Below are 26,436 nucleotides of genomic sequence, written 5' to 3'. Positions count from 1 at the left end.
TGTGGCTTTGTCTTGTCGCCGGCCGGTCGGTGATTGCCGGCCTTTTCCGCGATGCTACTTGACGACCGCCGATTCGCCCTTGTCCTGCTTGAAGCGGGTCACCAGCAGCTGGTTGATTCTATTGCCCTCGATGTCGACCACCTCGAACTTGAAATCGGAAAAGAGCACAAAGTCGGTTTTCTTCGGGATCTTGCGCAGCATGTACATGATGAAGCCGGCCAGGGTCTCGTAACCCACGGGGTTCGGATACTCCTCGATGTCGAGCTCGTTCATCACGTCGTTCAAGGGCGTCAGGCCATCCATCAGCCACGAGTTCTCGTCGCGCCGGACGATCTGCTGCTCCTCCTCGGCCATCGCCAGCAGGTTGCCCATCAGCACGCTGGTGACGTCGGTGATGCTGATGATGCCCACCACCAGCGCATATTCGTTGACCACGATGGCCAGGTCCTCGTCCATCGCCTTCATGCGCTCCAGCACTTCCCACAGGTTCAGGCTGTCGGGAATCGACAGCGGGCTGTGCACCAGGCCCTTGTCGGCCAGCGAGAACTGCTCGCCCTTGAGCAGGCGCTTCAACACGTCCTTGCTGTCGATGTAGCCCAGCACGGCGTCGATGTGGCCGTCGCACACCAGAAAGCGCGAATGCGGATGGTCGATGATCTTCTGGCGGATGGTCTCTTCGCCGTCGTTGAGCAGGAAATAGACGATGCTGTCGCGCGGCGTCATGGCCGACGGCACGTAGCGGCTTTCCAGCTCGAACACGTTTTCGATCAGGTGATGCTCCTGCGTCAGCAGCACGCCGGCCTGGGCGCCGGCGTCGACGATGGCGTGGATCTCGTTGGGCGTCATCACCTCCTGGCGCACCTGCGGCAGGCCGAACAGCGTGAAGATCCACTTCGACAGATTGTTGAAGAACCACACCAGCGGCCTGAACAGCGTTTCCAGCAGCAGCATGGGCTTGACCAGCACCACCGCCGCGCGCTCGGGCGCGACCATGGCCAGCCGCTTGGGCATCAGGTCGGCGAACAGGATGAAGAAGGACGTCACCACCATGAAGGACATGGCGAAGCTGATGTTCTCCAGCCACGGCCCCTGGTAGAACGGCGAAATAAGCTCGCGCATGTGCGGCGTCAGGGCCGGCTCGCCCACCACGCCGCCGAGAATGGCGACCGCGTTCAGGCCGATCTGCACCACCGTGAAGAAGTTGCCGGGCTGGGCTTGCAGCGACAGCACGCGGTCGGCGTTGCCGTCGCCCTCCTTGGACATCATCTCGAGGCGGATCTTGCGCGAGGCGGCAATGGAAATCTCGGCGCAGGAAAGGAAAGCGCTGACCACGACCAGCAACAGGATCAGCAACAGGCTGGTAAATATGCTCATTTTGTTCTTATCTCTTTGATTTGATGCCCTATTTTCTCGCGCAACGGGGAGAAAACGCAAATCAGCGACAAGAACGGCCTGCAAATCCGCGCAATCGTCGATCAGTAGACATCGCGGCGGTAGCGTCCCTGCTCGGCCAGCGCGATCAGCATGTCTTCGCCCAGCACCTCGCGCAGCGCATCGGCCACGCCTGCCGCCATGCCCTGCAGGCTGCCGCAGACGTAGAGGGCGGCGCCCTGCCCGACCCACGCGCGCAGGTCATCGGCGGCCTCGCGCAGCTTGTCCTGCACGTAGACGCGCTGCGCCTGGTCGCGCGAGAACGCCAGGTCCAGCCGCTCCAGCACGCCCTGGGCCTGCCAGGCCTGGATCTCGTCGCGGTGGAAGAAATCATGCGCGCGCGAACGCTCGCCGAACACCAGCCAGTTGCGACGATGCCCGGCCGCCGCCCGCGCGCGCAGGTGGGCGCGCAGGCCGGCCAGGCCGGTGCCGTTGCCGATCAGGATCATGGGGCGCGGATCATGCGGCGCATGGAAGCCGCTGTTGCTGCGCACGCGCAGCGCGAGCTCGCCGCCTTCCGGCGCGTGCAGCGTCAGCCAGCCCGAGCCGATGCCGGGGCGGCCGTCGGCCTGCGTCATGCGCCGTACCAGCAGGTCGAGCGAACCGTCCTGCGGCAGCGAGGCAATGGAGTATTCGCGGTGCGGCAAGGGTTTCAGGCGCGCCAGCAATTCGTCCGTCGGTAGTGCGCGCAGGGCCGCGATATCGGATGGCGCCGACGGCAGCAGGCGCGCTTGCAATGTCGCCGCCAGCGCCTCGTCCTCCAGCGACAGCGCCTGCATGAAGCGCCTGACTTCCCCGGCATCGTTGCGCGGTCCGATCTCGGCGATGTCGCCGGCCTGCCATGTCGGCGCGGGCAGGTCCAGCGGCGTGAGCGCCAGGTGGAACGCCGGATCGCCGGCGCTGCCGGCATTGAGCAGCACGCGTCGCGCCAGCCGCCAGCGGCCATAGCTGGGGGCGCTCCAGTCGGCGTCATCGGTGTGGCCGCTGAGCACGCCCAACTGGTGTTGCCAATGACGCAAGGCGCCCTCGTCGCCGTTGTCCACCTCGATCAGGTCGAACAGCGGCTGCGCGTGGCGACGCTGCAACCAGCCGTCCAGCGCATGGCCGAAGGCGCAGTATTGCGCATAGCTGCGGTCGCCCAGCGCCAGCATGCCGTAGCGCAGCCCGGACAACGAAGCCGCCGCATCGGCCGCCATGCGTCGCGCGAACGCAGCCGCGCCATCCGGCGCATCGCCTTCGCCGCTGGTGCTGGCGATGAACAAGGCCTGGCGCGCGTCGGCCAGGTCAGCCTCGGTCACGCGCGCCAGCGGCAGGATGCGCACCGCCATCCCGCCCCGGCGCAGGCTCTGCGCCGACTGCAGCGCAAGCTGTTCGGCAAAGCCGGTCTGGCTGGCAAACACCACCAGCACCGCGGGCCGGCCGGCCTCGACGGTCGCCGCGCCGGTGTCCGCCGCCCAGCGCTGCTCCTGCTCGCGCTGCAGCCGCCGGTGCTTCAGCGCAGTGGTCACGCAAAACACCAGGTAGGCCAGCGCGACCAGCGCCGCCAGCAGCCAGCGCCCGTGTTCGCTGTCGGTCAGGTGCGCGCGCGCGGCGGCCCAGGTCGCCAGGATCGCGGCCGCCGGCATGGCCGCCGCGCGCAGCTTGTTCGCAAAGATCAGCTTGCCCATGTCGACCTCAGTCCAACATGGCGGCAAACGCCGGCGTCATGCTCTCGACGAACCGGCGGCGCCCGGCTTGCAGGGCGCCGCGGACGAACAGCGCGGCGATGTTGCGCTCGCGCGCGAAGGCCATGCCCTCCTGCTCGCCCAGCACCGTCAGCACCGTGGCCAGCGCATCGGCCACCATGCATTGCGGGTGCAGCACCGTCACCTGCGCCAGGTCGTGGCGCACCGGCCGGCCGCTGCGCGGATCGATGGTGTGGGCGTAGCGGCGGCCGTCGCGTTCGAAGTAGCGGCGATAGTCGCCCGAGGTGGCGATCGCCAGTCCGTGCAGCGCCACCAGCGTAGCGTGCGCGCCGTCGTCGCCGGGCGGCCGTTCCAGCGCCACCCACCAGGGCTGGCCATCGGGCTTGGCGCCGTAACCGGACAACTCGCCGCCGACCTCGGCCAGCCACGATACGCAACCCAGCTCGCGCAAGGCCTGCGCCACCTGGTCGACCGCATAGCCTTTGGCGATGCCGGAAAAATCGAGATACGCCCCGCCCGGCTGGCGTACCCGGCGCGCCGCACGGTCGACCTCGATGCGCTGCCAGCCGCAACGGCTGCGCGCCTGGTCCAGCGCCTGCTGCGGCGGCATCTCGCCGGCGCGCCCACCGTGCGGGCCGAAACCCCACAGGTTGACCAGCGGACCGACGCTGGGATCGAAGGCGCCGTCGCTGTCGGCCGCCATGGTCAGCGCGGCGTCCAGCACCGCCATGAAGCCTGGCGCGCACGCATGCCAGCTGCCGGCCGGCGCGTCGTTGTAGCGTGACAGGTCGGAGTCGGCCTGCCAGGTGCTCATCTCGCGGATCACGCCGTCCAGCCGCGCCTGCACCGCCGCCTCGATGGCCGTCGGCGGCAACGTCGCCGGCGCGATCGCCAGCACACTCCAGGACGTGCCCATGGTGGGGCCGCCGAGACGATGCGACACCGCCCCGGGCGGCGCAGACGGCGGCTGCGCCATGTGCAGGGGGATCAGGACGCGGGTTGGCGGCGAATCGGGCATCGGCATTGGTGCGGCATCAGAAACAAAAACGGCACCCGGTTGCGCGGGTGCCTGTGAGACTCTTTGCGCTGCGCTTATGGCAGCACTTCCACGGTGGCCACGTAGGAGGCCCGGCGTTGCGAGGCTTGCGGCAGCGTGGTCTTCTTGTCCTCGGTGGAGGCGCCCAGCCAGTAAATGCCCGGGCCCGGCCACTTCACGCTGAACTTGCCGTCGGCATCGGTCTTCGCCTTGAACTCGCCGGTGGTGTCGCGATAGCGCGAGCCGTCCGGCGCCATGGTCACCTCGACGTCGCCGGCCGGCTTGCCGTCGAGCAGCAGCTGGAAGGTCGCGGGTTCATCGGCCACCAGGTCGTTGGGATGGGTCACCGGCACCATTTCCAGGCCGGCGCCGCTGGCGGCCAGCGCGGTCTTGTTCGGCTTGCCGGAGGTCACGAAGGTTTCCACGCGGCCGCTCATCTCGCTGACCTTGAGGTCGGCGGCATTGGCCGGCACATCCTTGGCGAACGCCTCGGCGCTGCCGCGCCAGCGTTTCTGCTGGCCGTCCACCTTGTAGCTGGCGACGACCGCGCTGGTCAGCACCGAGAGCTTGTAGGTGCCGGCTTCAGGCAGCTGCAGGTCGAAGCTGCTGCGGTGTTTGCCGGTGTTGGCGTTCTCCACCTTGACGGGCTTGCCGTCCGGGCCGGTCACGGCCAGGCCGTCCAGGCGCAGCGGAAAATCGTCGAAATAGAACACCTTGGTCGACACCGCGGCATCGACGGTCACCCAGGAATTGGCGCCCGAAAAGACGGTGGCCGACGGCAGCAGCCATTGGCGGTGGGCATGGGCCGACAGCGGCAGGCTGATTGCCAGGGCCAGGGCGGCGACCTTCATGGAGGCGCGCATGCCGCGCGAGAGGGGAAAATTCATATTGGCTCCAACGGATGATGGGAATGAAAGCGGGGACAACGCTGGTCGGTCAGGGCTTCAGTTCCAGCGCCACCGCGCCCAGCTCGTTGCTGCCTTGCGCCTTGGCGGTCTGGGCCGACTTCGGCGGCCACTGGAACGGCACCTTCACCAGCTCGCGGCCGCCCGATTCGCGCGCGGCTTCCACCATCAGCACGTAGTCGCCCGCCGCCAGGCCCGTCAGCGACGACTTGCCGGCGCCGAGGTTGATCTTCTGCTCGCCTGCCGCGCGGGTCGCGCCGGAGACGCCGTCGACCGGCATCTGCAGTTCGCGGCCGCCGCGGCGCCACCATTGGCGCAGGTCCTTGAGCCACTTCTCGCCTTCCTTGTCGCGCTTCTTCTGGTCGTACCAGACCAGCAGGTTGGCCGCCACGCTCTGGTCGGCGCGCTCGATCCAGGCCGCCACGTAGGGGCGGTGATACTCGGCCACGTTGAGCGTGGGCAGCTCGATCTTCAGGCTGGCGTCGGCCGCGCCGGCGGGAGCGGCGGCGGCAAACAGCGCCGCCGCGGCCAGGGCCAGGACGGTCGGTTGCAATGCGGATGTTGTTCTCGTCGGGACGTGCTTGTGCGCCATGGGACTGACCTCGCTAAAGAAGATGCAAAACAAAAGAGGAAATTCGAACTGCCGAAACGAATGCTTGTTGATTCCGTATGCTGCCGGCCGTCGCCTCGCCGCCGGGCACGCCGGCGCTGTCAATGAATGAACAGGATCGCCAGCAGCAGCGGCGCCACCAGTCCCAGCGCCACCAGCGGCCAAGTCGCCGGACGCTTGCCCGCATGCATCTGCAGCAGGAACAGGCCGGTGATGGCGAACACCAGGCAGGCCAGCGCGAACACGTCGATGAACCAGCTCCATGCGGCGCCGGCGTTGCGTCCCTTGTGCAGGTCGTTGAAGTAGGAGATCCAGCCGCGGTCGGTCTTCTCGTACTCGACCTTGCCGCCTTCCAGTTCCACCCGCAGCCAGGCGTCGCCGCCCGGGCGCGGCAGCGAGACATAGACCTCGTCGGCCGACCATTCCGCCGCCTGCGCGCCCACCGTCACCGACATGCGCCGCGCGATCCAGTCGCGCAGCGGCGCCGGCAACGGGTCCTTCACCCCGCTCTTGCCGTCGGCCGCTTCGGCCTGCTTTTGCAGCGGGCCGAGCAGTTCCTGCGGCAGCTGCGCGTCGAGCCGGCTGACCTGCGGCCGGGCCTCGATCTGGGCGGCGTGGTTGAGCGTGAAGCCGGTCACGGCGAAAGCCATCATCGCCACCAGGCAGATGCCCGAGCTGATCCAGTGCCACTGGTGCAGGTGCTTGAGCCAGAACGCGCGGCGTTTCTGGTCGGGAAGTTGGCTGGCGGTGTTGACGTCCTTCATGGCGTGGCGATGGCGCCCGGCCACCCGCTACAAATAATAATAATTCTCAATTATAGCTCTGCCGCGACTGAAAAGCACAGCCGCTCCGGCTCTTTTACTTTGCGATACATAAGGATACAAAGCCGCTCCACAGGCGGCTTTGCGAGCACCTCGCCCATCAGGGATACGGCGCCAGGCCGGCCGCGATGCGCAGCGCCGGCTCCAGCGAAGCCGGCAGCATCGGGCCGTGCGCCATGCCGGCGAACATGCGCAGCGAGGCGTCCAGCCCCTGCCCTTTCAGGCGCTCGACCAGGTCGGGCAGCGCCTGCGGCGGCATCGCCGCGCGCGAGGCCAGCATGGCTTGCGCGCGCGGGTCGGGCGCGGCGTCGCCCGACGGCCTGCGCTCGCGCCGCTCGGCGTCGCCGGCCATCACGCGCACCCGCACGCCGGCAGCCCTGGCCTGTACGGCGTCGAAGCGCTTCTCCTCATCCAGGATCACGCCCTGTTGCCACCACAGCGACGGGCTGGCGGCGAGGTAAGTGGAAAACAGGCGCGTGCGGGTGAACAAGGTATGCAGCGTGAACAGGCCGCCGTAGGAATGCCCCCACAGCGAGAAGCGGGCGGCGTCCAGCGGCGCCAGCGTACGCACGCGCGGCATGATCCGCTGTTCGATCAGGTCCAGGAACACATCCGCCCCGCCGCCCTGGCGGCCGCGCGCGGCCTCTTCGTCGGGCCTGTCGGCCGGGAACGGCGGCGTGTAGTCGTAGGCGCGCGCCTTGACGTCGAAGCGCAGCTCGGTGTCGTAGCCGATGGCCACGATCACCGGCGGCTGCGCCCCGTCCAGCGCCTGCAGCTGTCGCTCGTCGGTGGCGGCCAGCGCGGCGTTGCCGTCGAGCAGGAAGATCGCGGGATAGCCGGCGGCGGGCGCCGGCCTGCGCGGGATACCCACGCTCACCCGGTAGCCGCGTTCGCCGTCGGCCGAGCGCAGCGAAAAACGTTCGAAGCGATAAAAGGCCGAACCGGTGTCGGCGATGGTCGGCCCGAGCTTCTGGGATAAATCGGGCTGGGCGTGCGCCGGCGCGGCAAGCACGGCGCACAGCACGGCCGCCGCCATCAGGCGACGGCGCGGAAGGGAAAAGTCGGTCACAGGCATTCCGTCGGCAAAGGGAAGACAAGGCTCGGCGCCACTGCTGCGGCGCCGGGCCGGCTCAGGCGAGCCGGATCAGCGATGCGCCATCAGAAGCGCTGGGTCAGGCTCACCCACAGGCGGCGGCCGTCGCCGACGGTGTTGAAGCTCTGCTCGTCCAGGCGCTTGTCGGTGATGTTGTAGATCGCCGCGCTGACCGAGGTCAGCTTGTTGATGTTGTAGCTGGTGCCGATATCGGCCAGCGCATAGCCCTTGTACTCCTTCACGCCCGACGACGAGATGGTGGTGCCGGCGGTACCCACGCGGGCGGCGGCGTTGACTTCCTTGCCGTGGTAGTTCATCGCCGCCCACAGGGTCCAGGCGTCCGACTGCTGCCAGTCGGCGCGCAGGTTGAACATGTGCTTGGGCGTGCGCGCCAGCGCATAGCCGTCATAGTTGCCGCCCTTCTGGCGCGAGTCGGTATAGGTGTAGTTCGACTTCAGCGCCAGGCGGCCGGTGGCCTGCCAGCGGCCGGTCAGCTCGATGCCCTTGATGGTGGCGCGGTCGACGTTGTAGCTGTACCAGAGGCGGTAGTTGCTGTTCTCCGCCCAGCGCGCGATCGAGCCGTCGGCGTTGTAGACCAGGGCGTTGCTGACCTTGTCCTTCAGGTCGGTGTAGAACACCGTGGCGCCGCCGGACAGGCCGGCCTTGTTGTCCCACAGCGCGCCCAGTTCCCAGCTGGTGCTGGTTTCAGGCTTGAGGTTGGGATCGCCGATGATCACGCCGCAGGTGCCGGTGGGACCCACGGTACAACCGGCGCCGCCGGTGGTGTAGGCATAGCCCGGCGCGATGGTGCGGATCTCGGGCGCGCGGAAGCCGCGCGAGACGCCGCCCTTGATCGTCAGGTTGTCGGTGCCGTGCCACACCGCGTACAGGCGAGGGCTCCAGTGGTTGCCGTAGATCTCGTGGTTGTCCAGGCGCAGGCCGCCGGTCAGCGCCAGCGCGTCGGTCAGCTTCCACTCGTCTTCCACGAACAGCGCCTTCTGGTCGATCTTGAACTGGCGCACGATGGTCGAGCTCACGCCCGGGTTGACGTCGGTCAGCTTGGCCTCGTTCCATTGCCCGCCCATCACCAGCCAGTGCGAGCCCAGCGGCATGGAGAGCTTGCCGTCCAGCACCATGTTCTCGATCTTGGGCGAGCGCGCGGCCTGGGTATAGCGGTCGCTGCCCACCGGGCTTTCGGTGTAGCTCTTGCGCTGCGCCTTTTCATAAGAGAACGACACGTCCGAGGTCGCCCAGCCGTAGCGGCCGGTGTGCGACAGCGACATGTGGTCGCGCGGGTTCTCGGTGTAGGTGTCGGCGGTGGTCGCGGCGGCGGCCAGCGTATGGTAGTTGGAGCCGTCGCGGCGCACCTGGGTGGTGCCGATCTCGGCCAGGATGTCGTGGTCCTTGTTCGGCGTGAGCGACAGGCGCGCGGTGAAGTCGGTATCCAGCGCCTTGGTATTGCCGTTGAGGATGCGGTCTTCCTGGCGCTTGTAGACCTTGCCCCACATCTGCAGGCCCAGCACGTCGGTGGCGATCGGGCCGTTGACGTAGAACTGGCCCTGGTAGGAGTCGCCGGAGTTGTCGTGCTGCTGCAGCGTGGTGTCGAAGGTGACGGCGCCGCCCCATTTGGCCGCGACCTTCTTGGTGATGATGTTGATCACGCCGCCCATGGCATCGGAACCGTAGAGCGAAGACATCGGGCCGCGCACGACTTCGATGCGCTCGATCGCCTCCAGCGGCGGAATGTAGCTCTGCTCGAAACCGGCGTTGCCGTTGGTGCGGGCGTCGCGCGTGCTCTGGCGCTTGCCGTCCACCAGGATCAGCGTGTAGGCGCCGGGCATGCCGCGGATGAAGATGTCCTTCTCGCTGGAGGTGCCGGTCACGGTCACGCCTTCCACTTCGGACAAGGCGTCGGTCAGGTCGCGGAATTGCTTCTTCTTCAACTGCTCCGGCGTGATCACGGTGATGCTGGCCGGCGCGTCGGCCACCGCCTGTTCGAAGCCGGTGGCGGTCACTACCACTTCCTTCAAGCCTTGTGTCGATTGCGCGCATACGCCGCCGGCCAGCATGGCCATTGCGGCGGCGACCGCGATCGCCGCGCGGGTCGGCATGAGTTGATGTTTCGATTGCATGATGCTGTTCCCCATCGTGTTGGTGTGATCATCCCCGCTGCCGGCCAGCCCGTTTTTTCGGCGCAAGCGCACCCCCACGGGACGAGAACGTCGTCCGCAAAGCCGCGCCGGTATTGGGTTGGAAGCAGGAAAGAATTTTCCTGAAATTTGCAAATGAGAATTATATTCATTTAAAATTGGCAAAAGTTTGTCAAAGTGTGGCAGCCGGCCCAACGCCTTCGCCAGCCACCGACGCGATCCGACGCGACCGCGAAGGACCCAGGGAAGGAACAACAACATGCACCCGCAACGCCACATCCTCGTGGTCGACGACCACCTCGACATCTGTGAACCGCTGTCGGCCTATCTGCGCCGCCAGGGCATGCAGGTCAGCATGGCGTTCAACGCCGCCCAGGCGCGCCGCCTGCTCAACAAGCAGGCGTTCGACCTGGCCGTGCTGGACGTGATGATGCCGGGCGAGGACGGCCTCTCGCTGTGTCGCCATATCGGCGAGCAATACGGCACGCCGGTGATCCTGCTCACCGCGATGTCGTCCTGCGCCGACCGCGTCAACGGACTGGAAACCGGCGCCGACGACTACGTCGTCAAACCCTTCGACCCGCAGGAGCTGGTGGCGCGCATACGGACCGTGCTGCGCCGCTTCACGCGCGCCGCGCCGCCCGTGCCGGCAACAAGCTCGGCGCAGGAAGACGGCGGCGACGGCGGCATCCGCCGCTATGTGTTCGATGAATGGACGCTGGATGTGGAGCGCCGCGAACTGCGCGACCGCGAAGGCGTGGCCGTGACGCTCTCCAGCGTCGAATACCGGCTGCTGCGCGCGCTGGTGGAGCATCCCAACACCGTGCTCTCGCGCGACAAGCTGATGGACCTCACCGCCGGCGCCGACGCGCAAGCCTTCGACCGCAGCATCGACAGCCAGGTCAGCCGCCTGCGCAAGAAGCTCGAGCCCGATCCGCGCCACCCCAACCTGCTCAAGACCGTGTGGGGCAACGGCTACCTGTTCGCCGCCCAGGTCAGCGCCGAACCGTCCGCATCATGAGGCTGTGGCCGCGCACCATGGCCGGCCAGCTGATCGGCCTGCTGCTGCTGGGTCTGGTGGCCGCGCACGCCATCGGCCTGTCGGTGGTGCTGACCAACGGCGAGACCATCCACTCGATCTCGCGCGACCAGATGGTCGAGCATGCCGCCGTCGCCTGGCGCCTGGGCAGCCTGCCCGAAGCGCAAGCGCGCCGCGCGCTGGAAGCCGCGCGCGACGGCAATGCCGCCTACGCGCTCGGCCCCGGCGCCGAGATCACCGAAGGATCCGAACAGGGCTACGACCAGGACGCCATCTCGGCCAAACTGCAGAAATTGCTGGCGCTGCCGCCGGACGCCATCCGCATCAGCCTGCTGCGCCACGACGCCCGCAACGCCGACCTGCGCATCGCGCTGCGCACGCCGGCGGGCTTGTGGATCAACACACTGCAGCAGCCGGTGATGTCGCAGGCGTGGATGCGGCCGCTGCGCTTTTCGGTGCCGGTCAGCACGCTGCCGGTGCTGGTGATCGTGTTCCTGTTCGTGCGTCGCATCCTGCGCCCCATCAAGGCATTGGCGCATGCGGCCGAGCGCGTCAGCCGCGGCGAGCAGGTGGAGCCGCTGCCGGTGACCGGCCCCGCCGAGGCGCGCGAGGTGACCACCGCCTTCAACCTGATGCAGGAGCGCCTGCGCCGCTTCGTCGAAGACCGCACGCGCATGCTGGGCGCGATCAGCCACGACCTGCGCACGCCGATCACCTCCTTGCGCCTGCGCGCCGAACTGGTCGACGATCCCCGGCTGAAGGCGGCCATGATCCGCACGCTGGAAGAAATGCGCGTGATGGTGGAGGAGACGCTGCGCTTCGCGCGCGACGATGCCCGCAGCGAAGACACCCGCGAGATTGACCTGCGGGCGCTGCTGCGCGAAGTGGTGGAAGAACAATTGGCCCAGGGCCGCGACGTGCAGCTGCGCAGCGACGCCGCCGGCGCCCTGCCCTATCGCTGCCGGCCGGTGAACCTCAAACGCGCGCTGTCCAACCTGGTCGACAATGCGGTGCGCTACGGCCAGCGCGCCCGGCTGGCGTTGTCAACCGGCGCCGGCGGCGCGCTGCAGATCCTGGTGGACGACGACGGCCCCGGCATCGCCGCCGACAAGCTGCAGGAGGTGTTCAAGCCCTTCGTGCGCCTGGATCCTTCGCGCAGCCGCAGCCGCAGCCGCGGCCAGGATCAGGGCAACGGCAACGTCGGCCTGGGCCTGGCCATCGCGCGCTCCTGCGTCGAGGCCCACGGCGGCCGCCTGGCGCTGGAAAACCGCGACGGCCAGGAGCGTCCGGCCGGGCTGCGCGCCGTCATCTGCCTGCCGGCCTGAGAGCCCCTCAGCGCAGCAGCTCGTAGGGGCCGCCGCGCTCCAGCGCGCGCCCATAGGCCGGGCGCGCGTGGATCGCCTCCAGGTACTTCAGCAGGTTGGGATAACGGCCGTCCAGTCCGCCGCGCGAGCGCAACCCCTCGACCGGGAAACTCATCTGGATGTCGGCGGCGGTGAAGGTGCCGCCCGCGAACCAGCCGTCACGGCCCAGTTCCTGTTCCATGTAGCGCAGGTGGCGCTCCAGCTGCGGCGCGATGAAGCGGCTCCGGAAGCCGCCCGCGATCAGCTTGGCCACCGGCCGGATCAGCGCCGGCACCGCCTTGGGCAGGCGGCCGAAGATCAGTTGCAGCAACAGCAGCGGCATGGCCGAGCCTTCGGCGTAGTGCAGCCAGTAGCGGTAGCGCAGGCGCTGCGGCGTGCCCGCCGCCGGCAGCAGGCCGCTGGCGGCGCCGTAGCGCTCCAGCAGGTATTCGACGATGGCGCCGGACTCGGCGACGGTGGTCTCACCATCGGTGATCACCGGCGACTTGCCCAGCGGATGCACCGCCATCAGCTCCTTCGGCGCCAGCATCGTCTTGGGGTCGCGCTGGTAGAACCTGATCTCGTATTCCAGGCCCAACTCCTCCAGCAACCAGAGCACGCGCTGGGAGCGCGAATTGTTCAGGTGATGCACGGTGATCATGGCCGGCGTCCTTTTTTGTAGAATGTGGGGCTACAACTCTAACACCCGATGGCTGCGCCCCAGCCCCGCACATTCCCATGGCCGTCACGCCCCTGTACAAACTCTTCGCCGACCAGCTGGCCGCCTCGATCCGGGACGGCGTGCTGCGCCCGGGCGAGCGCATCGCCTCGGTGCGCATCGCCAGCCAGCAGCACAAGGTCAGCGTGACCACCGTGGTGCGCGCCTACGAGCTGCTGGAAAGCCGCGGCATCATCGAGAGCCATCCGCAGTCGGGCTACTTCGTGCGGGAACAGGCGCAGCCGGCCGAGAAGCCCGCCCCGCGCACCGCGCGGCAGGACAACCCGGCCTGGCAGCAATCCACCGAGGTCGACGTCAGCCGCCTGGTGCTGGCCACCCTGAAGACCATCCAGCAGGACGGCACGGTGCCGCTGGGCTCGCCCTACCCCAATCCGGCGCTGTTTCCCTCGCAGCGGGTGGCGCAGTACGCCGGCAAGATCACCCGCAACGCCAGCCAGTCCAGCGTGTTCGACGACCTGCCGCCGGGCCACCCCGACCTGCTGCGCCAGATCGCGCGGCGCTATCTGGAGAACGGCCTGAAGGTCGACCCGGAGGAAATCGTCATCACCGTGGGCGCCACCGAAGCCATCAACCTGTGCCTGCAGGCGGTGGCCAAGCCGGGCGACACCATCGCCGTCGAGACCCCGACCTTCTACGCCATGCTGCACGCGATCGAACGCCTGGGCATGCGGGCGCTGGAGATTCCCACCGATCCGGAACGCGGCATCGACGTCGGCGCGCTTGAAGAGATGATGAAGACGCAGCCGGTGGCGGCCTGCATGGTGATGCCGAACTTCCAGAACCCGCTGGGGTTCCAGATGCCCGACGCCGAGAAGGAAAGGCTGGTGCGCCTGGCCGAGCGGCATGAGATGCCGGTGATCGAAAACGCCGTCTACGGCGAGCTGTACTACGGCAACGCCCATCCGTCGTCGCTGAAGAACTATGACCGCGAAGGCCTGGTGCTGCATTGCTCCTCGTTCTCCAAGAGTCTGACCTCGGCCTATCGCATCGGCTGGGCCATGCCAGGCCGCTACCGCGCGCAGGTGGAAAAGCTCAAGTTCCTCAATACCCTGGCCACGCCCACCGTCCCGCAGCGGGCCATCGCCGAGTACCTCACGCAGGGCGGCTTCGAACGCCACCTGCGCCGCGTGCGCCGGGCCTTCGCCCAGCAGCGCGACCTGATGCGCCATTTCGTGCTGCGCTTCTTCCCCGAAGGCACGCGCGTGTCCGAGCCGCAAGGCGGTTATGTGCTGTGGGTGGAGTTGCCGTCGGCAGTGGACGCGATGGAGCTGTATCGCCGCTGCCTGGCGCTGGGCATCACGGTGGCGCCGGGGCGCATCTTCGCGGCGACCAACCGGTATGGACATTTCATCCGGCTGAACTACAGCTATCCATGGTCGCGCGAGATCGAGCAGGCCTTGAAGCTGGTGGGGAAACTGGTGGAGGAATTGGCGAGCTGAACATCGGGCGCGGCGGGATGGTGCCCTGGTATCGACCTGCAGCGGCGCGCCCCGCGCAGGCCGGTTCGAATCGGCTGCGCCTGACGCCGTTCATGGTCGCTCCGTATCCTCCGGAGCACCCATCCTGAGCACCGTCAGGATGACAGCAGATGCCCGACCGGCGCCCTGCGTATCAAGTATCAAGCCGCCGGCGGCAACAGCAATTGCACGCTGCCCGTGCCGTCCTCGTTCAACTCAACCTTCACCACGCCCGCCTCTTCCAGCGCGGACAGAAAGCGCCGCAGCGTGCTCATGCGCAACTGCGTGCGCTTGGATAGCCGCGCCAGCGACAGCGGTGCGCCGCCGCTGCGGTCAAAGTCGGCCTGCAGTTCATTGATGATGGCCATGACCTCGGGCGGCAGGCCCAGCCCCGCCGGCTCCTCGCCGCCGTCGGCGGGAGGATGCAGCGGATGGACGTCGCCCGGCTCCATCATCGCAGGCCCCTCAGGCCGCAGCCTGCTGGACCGCCGAGCGCGACAGCAGCACCGGAATCGACTTCGAGGTCGGGGTGCGCGCGCCGTCGGCGAAGCTCTCCAACGGCACCAGCGGATTGGTTTCCGGATAGTAGCTGCCGATGCAGCCGCGCGGGATGTCGTACTCGACCAGCAGGAAGCCGTCGGCGCGGCGCTCGATGCCGTCGTCCCAGACGCTGACCATGTCGACCCATTCGCCGGTCTTCAGGCCCAGCAGCTTCAGGTCTTCGGGATGGATGAAGACCACGCGGCGCTGGCCGAACACGCCGCGGTAGCGGTCGTCCATGCCGTAGATGGTGGTGTTGTACTGGTCGTGCGAACGCGTGGTCATCAGCGTCATCAGCTTCTCGCCGTGGATGGCGCGGGCGCGATGGATGGGCGTGTCCTTGGGAATGGCGTGGGCGATGAAGTTGGCCTTGCCCGAGGCCGTCTTCCACACGCGGTCGCGCGAGGCGACGCCCAGGTGGAAGCCGCCCGGCTTGGCGATGCGTTCGTTGTAGCCCTTGAAGGCGTCATACACCTTCTCGATGGCGTCGCGGATGCGCGAGTAGTCTTCGGCGTACCACAGCCAGTCGATCTTCTTGCCGTTGTTGCGCGACTTCATGGTGGCTTCGGCCATGTGGGCGACGATGGCGGTTTCCGACATCAGTTGCTCCGAGGCCGGCTTGTTGATGCCGTAGGAGACGTGCACCATGCTCATCGAATCTTCCACCGTCACGCCCTGCGGACCGGACTTCTGCACGTCGATCTCGGTGCGGCCCATGGTCGGCAGGATCAGCGCATCTTTGCCGTGCACCAGGTGGCTGCGGTTCAACTTGGTGGTGATGTGCACGGTGAGGTTGCAGGAACGCATGGCCTCGAAGGTGCGATAGGTGTCGGGCGTGGCCATGGCGAAGTTGCCGCCCAGGCCGATGAAGACCTTGGTCTTGCCTTCCAGCATGGCCATCACCGAACCGACGGTGTCGTTGCCGTGGTGGCGCGGCGCCTTGAATTCGAAGACCTGCTCCAGGCGGTCGAGGAAGGCCGGGGTCGGCTTCTCATCGATGCCGACCGTGCGGTCGCCCTGCACGTTGGAGTGGCCGCGCACCGGGCACAGGCCGGCGCCGGGACGGCCGATGTTCCCGCGCAGCATCATCATGTTCGACAGCAGCTGGATGGTGGCCACCGCATGCTTGTGCTGGGTCAGGCCCATGCCCCAGGTGGCGATGACCGCCTTACCCTTGACGTAGACCTGGGCCAGCTTCTCGATGTCCTCGCGCGAGACGCCGGACTCGCCGATGATGTCGTCCCAGCTCTCGGCGCGCACTTCGGCGGCGAACTCGGGGAAGCCCGAGGTGTGTTCGTCGATGAACTTCACGTCCAGCACGCGCTCGGCGCCGGTGAAGACGGCCATGTCGTCCATCTCGATGGTGCGCTTGATGACGCCCTTGATCAGCGCCAGGTCGCCGCCCAGTTTCGGGTGGATGAACATGGAGCTGATCTGGGTGCTGCCCAGGGTCAGCATCTCGACCTTGCTTTGCGGGTCGGCGAAGCGCTGCAGGCCGCGCTCCTTCAGCGGATTGATGGCGACAATGGTGGCGCCGCGCTTGGAGGCGTGGCGCAGCTCGCCCATCATGCGCGGGTGGTTGGTGGCCGGGTTCTGGCCGAACAGCAGCAGCGTGTCGCACAGGTCGAAGTCGTCCAGCAGCACGGTGCCCTTGCCGATGCCGACAGTGCCGGGCAGGCCGACGCTGGTCGGCTCGTGGCACATGTTGGAGCAGTCGGGGAAGTTGTTGGTGCCGTACTGGCGCACGAACAGCTGGAACAGGAAGGCGGCTTCGTTGCTGGCGCGGCCGGAGACGTAGAAGTCGGCCATGTCCGGATCGGGCAAGGCGTTCAGGTGCTTGGCGATCAGGTCGAAGGCGCCTTGCCAGTCGATGGTCCTGTACTTGTCGGTGGCGGCGTCGTAGACCATCGGATGGGTCAGGCGGCCGTGCTCTTCGAGCTCGTAGTCCGACTGTTCCATCAGTTCGGCGACGGTGTGCCGCTCGAAGAATTCGGGGGTGACGCGCTTCTTGGTCGCTTCGGCGGCGACGGCCTTGACGCCGTTCTCGCAGAATTCAAAGGTGGAGGTGTGCTCGCGGTCCGGCCATGCGCAACCGGGGCAGTCGAACCCGTCCGGCTGGTTCTGCGACAACAGGGTGCGGATGCCCTTGCCGTCGGCAACGTGTTCCTTGACCAGGTTCAGCGCCACGTATTTCAGCGCGCCCCAGCCGCCTGCGGGTTGGTTGTACTGCTCGATTCTCGGTTTAGAAGACATGATCTCGGTACGGATTGATTCCAGACTGCAAGTCTAGGGCAGGCCGCGATGCCGGGGCATGTACAGGAAGCCGGAGGCAAACAGAGTACAGTCCAGCGCAAGCGCCCTGCTCAACTGTACTTTCACTTTAGTTCATTTTCCCGCCGGGCGAGGAATCCCCTCGCCAGCCTCCCGCCGCCTCACTCGTCCAGCGGCAGGGCCAGCGTTTCCTTGATCTCTTCCATCACCACATAGCTCTTGGACTGCGCCGCCCCGGGCAACTGCAGCAGGATGTCGCCCAGCAGCTTGCGGTACTCCGCCATGCCGCGGATGCGCGCCTTGATCAGGTAGTCGAAGTCGCCCGACACCAGGTGGCACTCCTGCACCTCGGGGATGCGCAGCACCTCGCGCCGGAACTGTTCGAACATGTTGCCGGACTTGTGGTTCAGTGTGATTTCGACGAACACCAGCAGCGTCGCCCCCAGCGACTCCGGATTGACGCGCGCGTAGTAGCCGGTGATCACGCCGTCGCGCTCCATGCGGCGCACCCGCTCGATGCAGGGCGTGACCGACAGGCCGACCTGCTCGCCCAGCTCCTTCATGGAGATGCGGCCATCCTTTTGCAAGGCGGCGAGGATGCGGTGATCTAGCTTGTCCAGGGTGCGGACGGACTGTTGCTGGGTTCTCATGTCTTTTTCTCGTTTAAAGCGATTTAACCTGAACAACACCTGAAACACAGGATAAATACGCGAACAAACACTATTTATTCCCCAATATCATAGCTGAATCTTCTATTCAACCAATAGCCATCCCACAGCGGTTCGGCGCATCAACAATCAACGGGGGTCAGCCATGCGTGTCGTCATTCTTGGAAGCGGTGTGATCGGCGTCACCAGCGCCTGGTATCTGGCCCGCGCCGGCCATGAAGTCACGGTGCTGGACCGCCAGGACGGCCCCGCGCTGGAAACCTCCTTCGGCAACGCCGGCCAGATCTCGCCGGGTTATGCCTCGCCCTGGGCCGCGCCCGGCATTCCGCTGAAGGCCATCAAGTGGATGTTCCAGGAACACGCCCCGCTGGCGATCCGCCCCGACGGCACGCTGCGTCAGCTGCGCTGGATGTGGCAGATGCTGCGCAACTGCAATGCCGCCAGCTACGCCGTGAACAAGGAGCGCATGGTGCGCCTGGCCGAGTACAGCCGCGACTGCTTCCGCGACCTGCGCGCCGACACCGGCATCCCCTATGAAGGCCGCCAGCAAGGCACGCTGCAGCTGTTCCGCACCCAGGAGCAACTGGATGGCGCCGCCAAGGACATCGCCGTGCTGGAAGAAGCCGGCGTACCGTATGAACTGCTGACCTCGGCGCAACTGGGCCGCGCCGAACCCGCGCTGGCCAAGGCCGGCGACAAGCTGGCCGGCGGCCTGCGCCTGCCCAACGACGAAACCGGCGACTGCCAGCTCTTCACCACCCGCCTGGCGCAGATGGCCGAGGCGCTGGGCGTGAAGTTCCGCTACGGCGTTTCCATCGACGCGCTGGCCATGGCCGGCGGCAAGGTGGCCGGCGTGGTGTGCGGCAGCGAGCTGGTGCAGGCCGACAGCTACGTGGTGGCGCTGGGTTCCTACTCGCCGCAGCTGCTGCGCGATGTGCCCGCCCTGCCGGAGATCCCGGTCTACCCGCTGAAGGGCTATTCGATCACCGTGCCCATCACCGATGCCGCCGCCGCGCCCGTCTCCACCATCCTGGACGAGACCTACAAGATCGCCGTCACCCGCTTCGACGGCCGCATCCGCGTGGGCGGCATGGCCGAGATCGTGGGCTACGACAAGACCTTGAAGGCCAAGCGCCGCGCCACCCTGGAGCTGGTGGTCAACGACCTGTTCCCGGGCGCCGGCGACACCGCCCAGGCCAGCTTCTGGACCGGCCTGCGTCCGATGACGCCGGACGGCACGCCGGTGGTCGGCGCCACCCCGGTGTCGAACCTGTACGTCAACACCGGCCATGGCACGCTGGGCTGGACCATGTCCTGCGGCTCCGGCAAGCTGCTGTCCGACTTGATCTCGGGCCGCCGCCCGGCGATCGCCCATGAGGACCTCTCGGTGGCGCGCTACATGGACGGCTTCAGCCACGGCCATTCGCCGCGCCTGGCCGGAGCCTGACCGGCTTTACCGCTCATCTCTTCTGCTTCCCTCGCAGAATGGTTGGCCGGAGTGCAATGCACTCCGGCCTTTTTTCGTTGAAGCGCCCGCCGCATCCAGCCGTCCCACCCACTTTCAGTTCAGATCCGCCCCGATGTGGAAAGAGAGGAAATCAGGCGCGCCCCGCAGGAGGTCTTGTGTCCATCGAAAGCCACCGCGCGACCGTTGACCGTCACGCCGCTGTCCCCCTCGACGATGACGCAGTCATCGTGCCCGCGCTGCGGACAGCTGCAAGCGTCGCCGACGCATGCCACGGCCAAACCCATGATCTCGGACGCAGGAGACGTCGCAATCACCTGACCACCATGGGAGGTCCTGTCGCCATATCGAATCACACCTCGTATCATGTTCAGTTCCTTTTCCCGCTTTCCAATATGCGCCACCCAACGCGCCGACCGCTGGCGAATCGGCCCCTGATCTGTGCATGGCCCCGCATCGGCTCGGGACTTTCAATTCGCCCCGAACGCCTGCATCATCGATTTCTTGCGCTCCGGTTCGGGCGGGCTGACCATCACGATGCTGGCCCGACCGCCCGGTCGCAGGTTGACCGTCGCGCTGGCAGCCCCATCCTCATAACCCGCCACGATCGCCAGTCCGACTTGGATCAGCGGTGAGCTGACGCCGGTTTTGCCGATGCGGTAGCCGATGTCATAGCCTTCCTTGAGTTCACCTGGTCGCGGCGCGTCGTCGCCGGATTGCGCCAGTGCTTGCGTCAGTGGAATCACCCAATGTTTGTCGGCGGAAGTGTCGTAGAACACACGTCGAGGTTGACGCTGCCCTTCCAGCCCCTCGACTGCGCGCGCCCAACCTTCCTTCAGTGCCTGCACCTGATACGGGACGCGCAATGGCTTGCCATGCTCGTCGCTCAGATTAACGTCCACCGGGCGATGCAGGTAGCCCAGCAGGGGCATGGCGTCGAATTGCCTGACTTGCCAATCGGTCCAGCGAATCGGCAGGTAAGGCGAAGGATTGAATTGCCCCGGGCCTTTGTTGCTGATGGTTTTCCAGAGCTCGGGGAGTTGGCTGTGCCAGTAGGTGGACGATACGATTCCCGAGAACATGGGGAAGAGAACGCCTCGCGCTTTTTCCTCGCGTTCATATTGCGCCTCAAAGCTGTCTGGGCCACGATCCTCGCTCTTCTTCCAATAGAAGTTCCACTGCTTGATCAGATCGTATTCGGTATCGGTCTTATTCACGCCTCGCGGAATATGTACCGCAAACGGCCGTACCAGCTGATCCACACGGTCTGACCGCGTCACCATCAGGGCGCCCATGCTGTCCGGCATCTCCACCTTGCCCGCGCCCAACTGGATCCGACCGCTGCCCGGTGCTTGTCGCAACAAGCGATCATAAGTGCCGTCCCGTGAGATCACCATCGCAGCCGGCACATCCGGATTGCGATCAAAGAAGGAGAATAGTTTTTCCAACGACTCGGCTCCGTCTTCGGTATTGGCATCGTCCTCCCATAAGAACAGGGCGACGCCGAGGCCTGCCGCGGAGCGCCCGCTACTAATGCTCTTGCCAGCGCGGTTTCCATTGGATTGGTGCTTGGGTGGTCCGTAGGCAATGGCTGGCATCGGCCATTGGTCGACGATGCCGCGAGCACCATGTTCGAAGCTCAGCCCGATGCTCATCCCGTATATGTGCTCCCGTTTGAAGTCATTGTCTGGATAGGCACTTGGATCGGTCGGTAAAAACGTCATATGCGTTTCGCCCTTCTTTTCGATGCCCTTCCAAATCTCATCGTTGACTATCGCATCTACAGCCGCGCCAATTGCTCTCACTTCGAGAACGAAGTCACGCCCCGCCTGCCGCATCAGCGGCGATGGGTTGCTCCATTTGACCGTAGGGCTCGCCAGGCCAGCCGATGAACCATCGGCGGCGCCGGCATCAGTTGCGGCCACTGCGGCACGGTTCAGCCATGCGGCATGGCCGCCGAAGACAGCCAACCCGATTACACCCAAAGCCAGCATACCTGCCGCCCATTGCTTGCCCATCATGCCCAGCTCCTGTCCTGTCGCTACGTAATAGTGGTAATGCTGGTACCAGATCCAGCCCAGCCAACACAGCCCTGCCAACAACAACCCCACCACATAGGGCCACAACTTCGGCGTCATGTATTACCTCCGGACCTCTCCTCGCTGGTCACCAACGGTGGGATCTGCAATGAAATGTGCTCGTAAGGGAATTCTCCCTTTTGGTAATAATCAGCGCATGCATCAATCAGATCCTTTGTCTTCCGATCCAGACGATCGTAGTTATCGTTTCTTTTCAATCGCCTTAGAGCACTTTTATGCAACCTCCAATCCGCCATCCACATCAACAACTCCCGCCAATCCGGATCATCCATCGTCACCGCCTGGCCGATGGCCACGTCCATGGCCGTCACCCAGCGATGGTTGCCCGCGCTCCGTAGAATCGCCGAGTGATAATTGTTGTCCTCCAGACCGGCATCGGTACTGCCAAAGCGCGTCCGCATTTCGTTGGGCGTTTCTTCCCGGCTGATCGCCGCCCTATTGCTGCCATCCTTGATCTCGCTCCAGCGCCAGTTGGCCGATTGGTCGTCTACCCGCTTACCCTGGTTGAAGGCCGCCTTGCGCTCTTCGCACTCCGCCTGGCAGGCCGCCGACGATGCCGGCTGGGGAATGGTGTCGACCAGGATCCAGCGCAGGCGCGCGTTCTGGTTTCCCAGTGCGATGTTTTGCGAAACATCGTCCATGCGCTGCTTGCCCGCGGTATGCGGGTTTCCCTTGATTTCTTCGCCGCCGTACAGGTCCGGCAGGCATGGGGGATTGAGCGCCTCGCCGTTGATGAAGCGCATATTGTCCCTGGCGAAGCCGGCGTGCAGGGCGACATTGACCAGCCGATCGGCGCCCGTGTCGGGGCCTGCGGCCAGGCGTTCTCCGGGCAGGCGTACCGGCATGCTGGCCGGCGGCTGCCCCACCGCCACCCGCGTGGGCGCCGCTCCCGGTTGGGACGGCCGTTCCATGCGCGTCCACATCCGCTGATAAAAGCGCATCTCGCTGAGCGCATTCATGGCCGGCAACGACGTTGCGCGCGCGATCGCTTCAAAGTCCGGATGGCGCGCGTGCAGTGATGCCGCCCCCGGCCTCTTCAAGGCATTGGCCACTGCCTCCTTGCGCCTGGCCACGGCTGCCGCACTGTCGTCGGCCACCTCATCGGGCACGCCGAATGTGCCGATGCCCCGCACATCCCTCATCGACACCACCACATCCTCCGGACAAAAGTAGAGATACACCTTGCCGCGATTGTCGCGCTCGGTAAAGCGTATCCACTCGCGCCCATCCTGCGCCGGTCGTTGCCCACCATCCGCCCGCCAGCGTTTGCCGGTGCGTCCGCCATGGCGTTCGTGCGTCACCAGCAATTCGGCAAGTTCCGGAATCCGGTACGGGTGCTGCGTCACGGCGTTGACGATGTCCACCAGCGTCTTCAGGCGGGCCGTGCCGGTCTGTCTGCTGGCGCCGGTGGCATGCACGCTGTAGGGGGTGTCGACCATGATGAGGCAATCGGCGCAGCGTTGCCCCTGCTGTTTGAGCAATGCCATGGCCAGCAGCGCGATGATGGTGCCCTGGCTGTGGCCCATGATGGTGATGGTGTCGTGCTGCGGATCCAGGCCGGCGGCAGCCGCCGCCGGGCACGGCACGATGGTGCGGATGGTGCGAATCAGGTCGGCCAGCCGGGTGGCGGCCAGGATGAAGTAATGGCGATCCGGGCTGTCGCTCATGTACACCGTGGGCCCGCCGGCCGCCACCGCCGTCACGCCCTTGGCTGCGCGACCGGCCCGGAACCCTGCGCCGTACATGTCCGGAATGTTGTTGGTGGCGTTGGCGAAGTAACCGCCACCCTTGCCGAAATTCCGGTCGAGGCGGTTGCCCCGGATGTCCTGGTATTGCCCGCGCGTCATCAGGTTGCCTTCGGCATCGGCTTCACGGCTCTTGACGACGCCGGCATTGTCGACCCGGGCGATGTCGGCGCTGGCGGCCCGATAGCCCCAGTAGAACGGCAGGAAGAAACTGCGCGACCTGTTGTTCGGGTCGCGCTGGTAGAGGTAGGTGTCGGGGTCTTCTATGCATCGCCAGTCTTTGCGCTGCCTTTCTTCCGGGTGCATGGACTGGGCCGCGCGATATTCCACACCATACCTGGCCGCCGTCAGATCCGAACGCGACAAGCGCTCGTTCAATCCCTGACACAAGCCTTCTTCGACGACCGGATAGGCCGCCCCGGTGTCATTGACGCCATGGATGAAGATCACTATCCCCGGCATGCATGCCGGCACCTCGAAGCACTTGTTGCCGGCCCGATTGGCATAGGTCAGCGCATGGCCGAGATGCGTGACGTGCTCCTTGTCGCCAAGGACGGTCTGAACTTGATCGCTCATGTCAGACTCCCGAACCAAGCAGGTCGATGCTGAGAATGCGCATTGCCGGGTCCTTGACGATATCGCTCATTCCATCGGCATCGCTGGTTCCTTCAAGAACCCGGCCATCGTCCAGGGTCACCCGATACTTCTGGTTCGCGGCTACTTGCGTCTCGCCTTCGCGGGAAGGGAAGTGAAGCTGTATCCGCTGATCGGTAGGCAGCTTGTCGAACGCAGGCCTGACGACGCCGTCCCTGGCGGGCCCTCCCCACTGGTGCGATGCCGAAAGCAGGCGGATGTCACCCTGCGTGCCAAGAGTGATGCCGCCGCCGATCTTGATGTAGCTGCCGTCATCGGCCACGAGCCTGATGCTGGGAGCGCTGACCAGCACTTCGTTCTCGTTGCTGGCCAGGTGCATACCCTGTTGCGCCACGGCATTCAGGGTTCCCGCCTGCGCCTGCAGCAGCAACGGGCCTTCGCCGGCGATGGCCTGAACGCCGTTACCCCGGGCAAACAAATACAGTCCCTTGCCTGCCGTCGCGCTGAAGCGTTGCCCGCTCATCAGCTGCAGGTGTTGTCCGGCGACTTGATCGATGTTCATTCCGGCGTAGGTCACCTGCGTCTGCGGGGTCAGGTGCATGGCGCCGGCCTGCGCGCCGAAAGCCATGATCGCCTCCCTCCCTGGCGAAAATGCCCGGTCGGATTCCTTCGTGTTGTGCCGCCAGCCCTCCATCAGCGCCTTCAAACGACGCAGCGGTCCGGTGTCCGTCACATGCCCGCCGTGTCCAGCGGCATAGTCCCCCAACGCCGTGAACAGGTCGGCGCAATCGGCCATCAACTCCACCAGCTCCTGGCGATCCAGCTGCTCGCCGCCGGCCTGCTCGCGAGCATAGGTTGTCAGCAGCAGGCCCTGCGCGGCGCGCAAGGCGGCCGAGGCGTCGGTGCGCAATTCTGCCCCGGCGCCGCGATCGGCCCCTTCGCCCTCCACGCGCGGCTGGGTCAGGTAACCGAGGTTCAATTGCGTGTGCGCGTGCTCGCTTGCCAGCTGCACGCTGATCTGCCCGGGCGTGTCGTCGAACCGCAGCTGGTTGCAGCGCGTCCCGTTGATCTCCCTGGTCTTGGTTCCCGACAGATACCGGTTGCCGGGCAGCGCGCCGGCATGGCTGAAGGTCGCCGGGGTGTTACGACCGTTGGCGAGCACGCCGACTACCACCAGACGATCGGGGTCTCCCGCGATACAGCTGAGCAAGACCTCCATGCCGGCGCGCGGCAGGTCGTGGTTTCCGTAGCCCGGTCCGGCCAGGCCCCACAGCACCCGAACCGGCGCGCTGTCGCATGGCCGGCCGTTGGTGCCGGCGCCTTGCGCATGCGCATGATGCCTGGCGTCCAGGCCCTGCAGCTGGACATGAATACGCCCCAGCTCATCGCAGAAGACTTCTTCCCCCTCGGGGCAAACCACCAGGCCGGTGACGGTATGCGCCGCAGGCAGATCGATCAGCGGATCATAGGAGGGCGTCAGTGCAACGCCCCGTTGCACGCAGGTGAATTGATTTTCGTAACGCATGTCGTCGGAGGACGTGCCCGCCAGGGAAAGTGCCTGCGCTGCGCCGGCGAAGGAGGGAGCGCTGGCCGCCAGCAGCCGCAGGATGTGCGCTTCGATGTCGGCGGGAAGATTGTTCCAGGCGCAGTGATGCAACGAAGTGACGACGAACTCGCGCTGCTGCCGAGCGGCCGCGGCATACAGGGGATGGTCGCTGAGCTCGAACCAGTGTCCCACCCTCATGTCGCGCACCGCGCCCGCACCGTCCACCTGGCTGGACCGCAGTTCGTGGGCAAGCACCCGGTCGCGTACGATGCGGTCGTGATCCGAGATGCTGTCTCCCAGATGGGGGATATCGATGACGCTGTCGACCAGCAATTGCGATGACAGGTCGTTACCCGCCTCGCCCTGCTGCAGCAAGGCGGCGTGTTCGGCCTGATCCACCTGGGCCGTCTTGTAATCCCATGACGCGCGCATCGCGGCGCCTGAGACCAGCCGCTGGCGCGAAGCGAACAGCGTGATGCTGTCGCGCTCGAACGCACCGCCGTTGGACTGGTGATAACGCAGCACCCCGGCAGGCATCATCTCGATCGCGGCGGGAGTGTCGTTGAAGACGAGCGTGTGAACAGGATGTTCGTCGTCGCCGTCGACATGCGGTTTCCGCTCGGCGCTTCGGGCACCGCCGTCGCGCACGAAGACCGTCACACCTTCCTTGCGCAGCAGGCGGCGAATGAAATGGGCATCCGACTCATTGACCTGCCTGGTGAACTCGCGGACCGGATAACGCCGTGCGTCCAGCCCGCCGAGGTCGAAGTCAAACGCATGCGCCATGGCCGGGCTGCATTGTTGCCATTCGCGCATCACTACATCGAGGATCTCGGGCAGGCTTTTTCCGATGAACACGCGCGAGTTTCGCCGGCGTTCACACAAGCTCAGCGCGTCGCATACCTGCAGCTGGTAACAGCTCAGCGCGCCGTCCGACTGGCCGGCCACGAATCCGCAGACGATCGCATTGATCCGATGCTGCTGACCGCGATCGCTCGTCATCCGAATCGATACCGGCCTGCCGAGAAAGAGCGCGCCTGTTAAGCCTGGATCAGGGGAAACGCAAGTCAGCGTTCCCGCGATCCCTTCCAGCAAGCCCTCGCGCACATCCAGATGCTGTAACGCCAGGACATCGCGCAACCTGTCGTTGGCGCGTCCCCAGTGCAGATCCATGGCGCGGTTGCCCTGAAAATTCCATG

At 66.1% G+C, this 26,436-nt stretch carries 20 protein-coding genes; 4 read left to right on the top strand and 16 right to left on the bottom strand.

Annotated features, from left to right (window positions below):
• Positions 1–54 precede the first annotated feature (54 nt).
• The 8 genes from paeA to CEJ42_RS06530 all read right to left on the bottom strand — a co-directional run bounded on the left by paeA (position 55) and on the right by CEJ42_RS06530 (position 9,713).
• Positions 55–1,374, bottom strand: coding sequence for a polyamine export protein PaeA (gene paeA, locus CEJ42_RS06565; RefSeq protein ID WP_088750412.1), 1,320 nt, complete (start codon positions 1,372–1,374; stop codon positions 55–57).
• A 101-nt stretch (positions 1,375–1,475) separates the two neighbouring features.
• Positions 1,476–3,098: a sulfite reductase subunit alpha gene (locus CEJ42_RS06560; protein ID WP_243397804.1), complete on the bottom strand. Its 1,623-nt coding sequence runs from the start codon at positions 3,096–3,098 to the stop codon at positions 1,476–1,478.
• Positions 3,099–3,105: 7 nt separating this feature from the next.
• Positions 3,106–4,140 (bottom strand): FAD:protein FMN transferase, encoded by a 1,035-nt coding sequence (locus CEJ42_RS06555; RefSeq protein WP_243397803.1) that lies wholly within the window; start codon positions 4,138–4,140, stop codon positions 3,106–3,108.
• Positions 4,141–4,208: 68 nt separating this feature from the next.
• Positions 4,209–5,039 carry a DUF4198 domain-containing protein gene (locus CEJ42_RS06550; RefSeq protein ID WP_088750411.1) on the bottom strand — a complete coding sequence of 277 codons (831 nt, stop codon included), beginning with the start codon at positions 5,037–5,039 and terminating at the stop codon, positions 4,209–4,211.
• A gap of 49 nt (positions 5,040–5,088) precedes the next feature.
• Positions 5,089–5,649 carry a DUF2271 domain-containing protein gene (locus tag CEJ42_RS06545; protein ID WP_088750410.1) on the bottom strand — a complete coding sequence of 187 codons (561 nt, stop codon included), beginning with the start codon at positions 5,647–5,649 and terminating at the stop codon, positions 5,089–5,091.
• 119 nt (positions 5,650–5,768) lie between these two features.
• A complete protein-coding gene (locus tag CEJ42_RS06540; protein WP_088750409.1) occupies positions 5,769–6,431 on the bottom strand; it encodes a PepSY-associated TM helix domain-containing protein in 663 nt (220 codons plus the stop codon).
• 157 nt (positions 6,432–6,588) lie between these two features.
• Positions 6,589–7,557 (bottom strand): alpha/beta hydrolase, encoded by a 969-nt coding sequence (locus CEJ42_RS06535; RefSeq protein WP_243397802.1) that lies wholly within the window; start codon positions 7,555–7,557, stop codon positions 6,589–6,591.
• A gap of 89 nt (positions 7,558–7,646) precedes the next feature.
• Complete coding sequence (locus CEJ42_RS06530; RefSeq protein WP_088750408.1) at positions 7,647–9,713, bottom strand: TonB-dependent receptor domain-containing protein; 2,067 nt, start codon at positions 9,711–9,713, stop codon at positions 7,647–7,649.
• A gap of 277 nt (positions 9,714–9,990) precedes the next feature.
• Here CEJ42_RS06530 and CEJ42_RS06525 point away from each other — a divergent pair, with 277 nt between their 5' ends.
• Both CEJ42_RS06525 and CEJ42_RS06520 read left to right on the top strand, forming a co-directional pair.
• Entirely contained in the window at positions 9,991–10,752 is a 762-nt protein-coding gene (locus tag CEJ42_RS06525; protein ID WP_079214327.1) for a response regulator, read from the top strand.
• Positions 10,749–12,095 carry an ATP-binding protein gene (locus CEJ42_RS06520; RefSeq protein ID WP_243397800.1) on the top strand — a complete coding sequence of 449 codons (1,347 nt, stop codon included), beginning with the start codon at positions 10,749–10,751 and terminating at the stop codon, positions 12,093–12,095. Before CEJ42_RS06525 ends, CEJ42_RS06520 begins: the two co-directional genes overlap by 4 nt.
• A 7-nt stretch (positions 12,096–12,102) precedes the next feature.
• Here CEJ42_RS06520 and CEJ42_RS06515 read toward each other — a convergent pair whose 3' ends face one another.
• Positions 12,103–12,774: a glutathione S-transferase gene (locus CEJ42_RS06515; RefSeq protein WP_079214326.1), complete on the bottom strand. Its 672-nt coding sequence runs from the start codon at positions 12,772–12,774 to the stop codon at positions 12,103–12,105.
• A gap of 77 nt (positions 12,775–12,851) precedes the next feature.
• On the opposite strand from CEJ42_RS06515, the gene CEJ42_RS06510 reads away from it, so the two are divergent.
• Positions 12,852–14,291, top strand: a complete 1,440-nt coding sequence (locus CEJ42_RS06510) for an aminotransferase-like domain-containing protein (RefSeq protein WP_079214325.1) — start codon at positions 12,852–12,854, stop codon at positions 14,289–14,291.
• A 179-nt stretch (positions 14,292–14,470) separates the two neighbouring features.
• Here CEJ42_RS06510 and CEJ42_RS06505 read toward each other — a convergent pair whose 3' ends face one another.
• From CEJ42_RS06505 to CEJ42_RS06495, 3 genes are all read right to left on the bottom strand, one after another.
• On the bottom strand, positions 14,471–14,764 hold the full coding sequence (locus CEJ42_RS06505; protein ID WP_129587682.1) for a helix-turn-helix domain-containing protein: 294 nt from the start codon (positions 14,762–14,764) through the stop codon (positions 14,471–14,473).
• A gap of 10 nt (positions 14,765–14,774) precedes the next feature.
• Positions 14,775–17,102 carry an FdhF/YdeP family oxidoreductase gene (locus CEJ42_RS06500; RefSeq protein WP_079214324.1) on the bottom strand — a complete coding sequence of 776 codons (2,328 nt, stop codon included), beginning with the start codon at positions 17,100–17,102 and terminating at the stop codon, positions 14,775–14,777.
• Between the two features lie 179 nt (positions 17,103–17,281).
• On the bottom strand, positions 17,282–17,770 hold the full coding sequence (locus CEJ42_RS06495; protein ID WP_079214323.1) for an Lrp/AsnC ligand binding domain-containing protein: 489 nt from the start codon (positions 17,768–17,770) through the stop codon (positions 17,282–17,284).
• Between the two features lie 139 nt (positions 17,771–17,909).
• Between CEJ42_RS06495 and CEJ42_RS06490 the strand changes: the two genes are divergently transcribed.
• Positions 17,910–19,235: a D-amino acid dehydrogenase gene (locus CEJ42_RS06490; RefSeq protein WP_338064250.1), complete on the top strand. Its 1,326-nt coding sequence runs from the start codon at positions 17,910–17,912 to the stop codon at positions 19,233–19,235.
• A 119-nt stretch (positions 19,236–19,354) separates the two neighbouring features.
• On the opposite strand, the gene CEJ42_RS06485 is transcribed toward CEJ42_RS06490, so the two are convergent.
• The 4 genes from CEJ42_RS06485 to CEJ42_RS06470 form a co-directional block, all read right to left on the bottom strand.
• The gene (locus tag CEJ42_RS06485; protein ID WP_088750440.1) at positions 19,355–19,618 is read right to left on the bottom strand and encodes a PAAR domain-containing protein; all 264 of its coding nucleotides are present in this window, start codon (positions 19,616–19,618) and stop codon (positions 19,355–19,357) included.
• A 105-nt stretch (positions 19,619–19,723) separates the two neighbouring features.
• Positions 19,724–21,391: a type VI lipase adapter Tla3 domain-containing protein gene (locus tag CEJ42_RS06480; protein ID WP_088750406.1), complete on the bottom strand. Its 1,668-nt coding sequence runs from the start codon at positions 21,389–21,391 to the stop codon at positions 19,724–19,726.
• Positions 21,388–23,673, bottom strand: coding sequence for a T6SS effector phospholipase Tle3 domain-containing protein (locus tag CEJ42_RS06475; RefSeq protein ID WP_088750405.1), 2,286 nt, complete (start codon positions 23,671–23,673; stop codon positions 21,388–21,390). The genes CEJ42_RS06480 and CEJ42_RS06475 overlap by 4 nt, the downstream gene beginning before the upstream one ends.
• A 1-nt stretch (position 23,674) precedes the next feature.
• Positions 23,675–26,410 carry a type VI secretion system Vgr family protein gene (locus CEJ42_RS06470; RefSeq protein ID WP_243397799.1) on the bottom strand — a complete coding sequence of 912 codons (2,736 nt, stop codon included), beginning with the start codon at positions 26,408–26,410 and terminating at the stop codon, positions 23,675–23,677.
• Positions 26,411–26,436 lie beyond the last annotated feature (26 nt).

This window comes from Herbaspirillum robiniae (genome assembly GCF_002213415.1).
Classification (GTDB): Bacteria; Pseudomonadota; Gammaproteobacteria; order Burkholderiales; family Burkholderiaceae_D; genus Herbaspirillum; species Herbaspirillum robiniae.
Note: the sequence above shows the minus strand (reverse complement) of the source record. Positions and strands in the feature narration are given on the sequence as shown.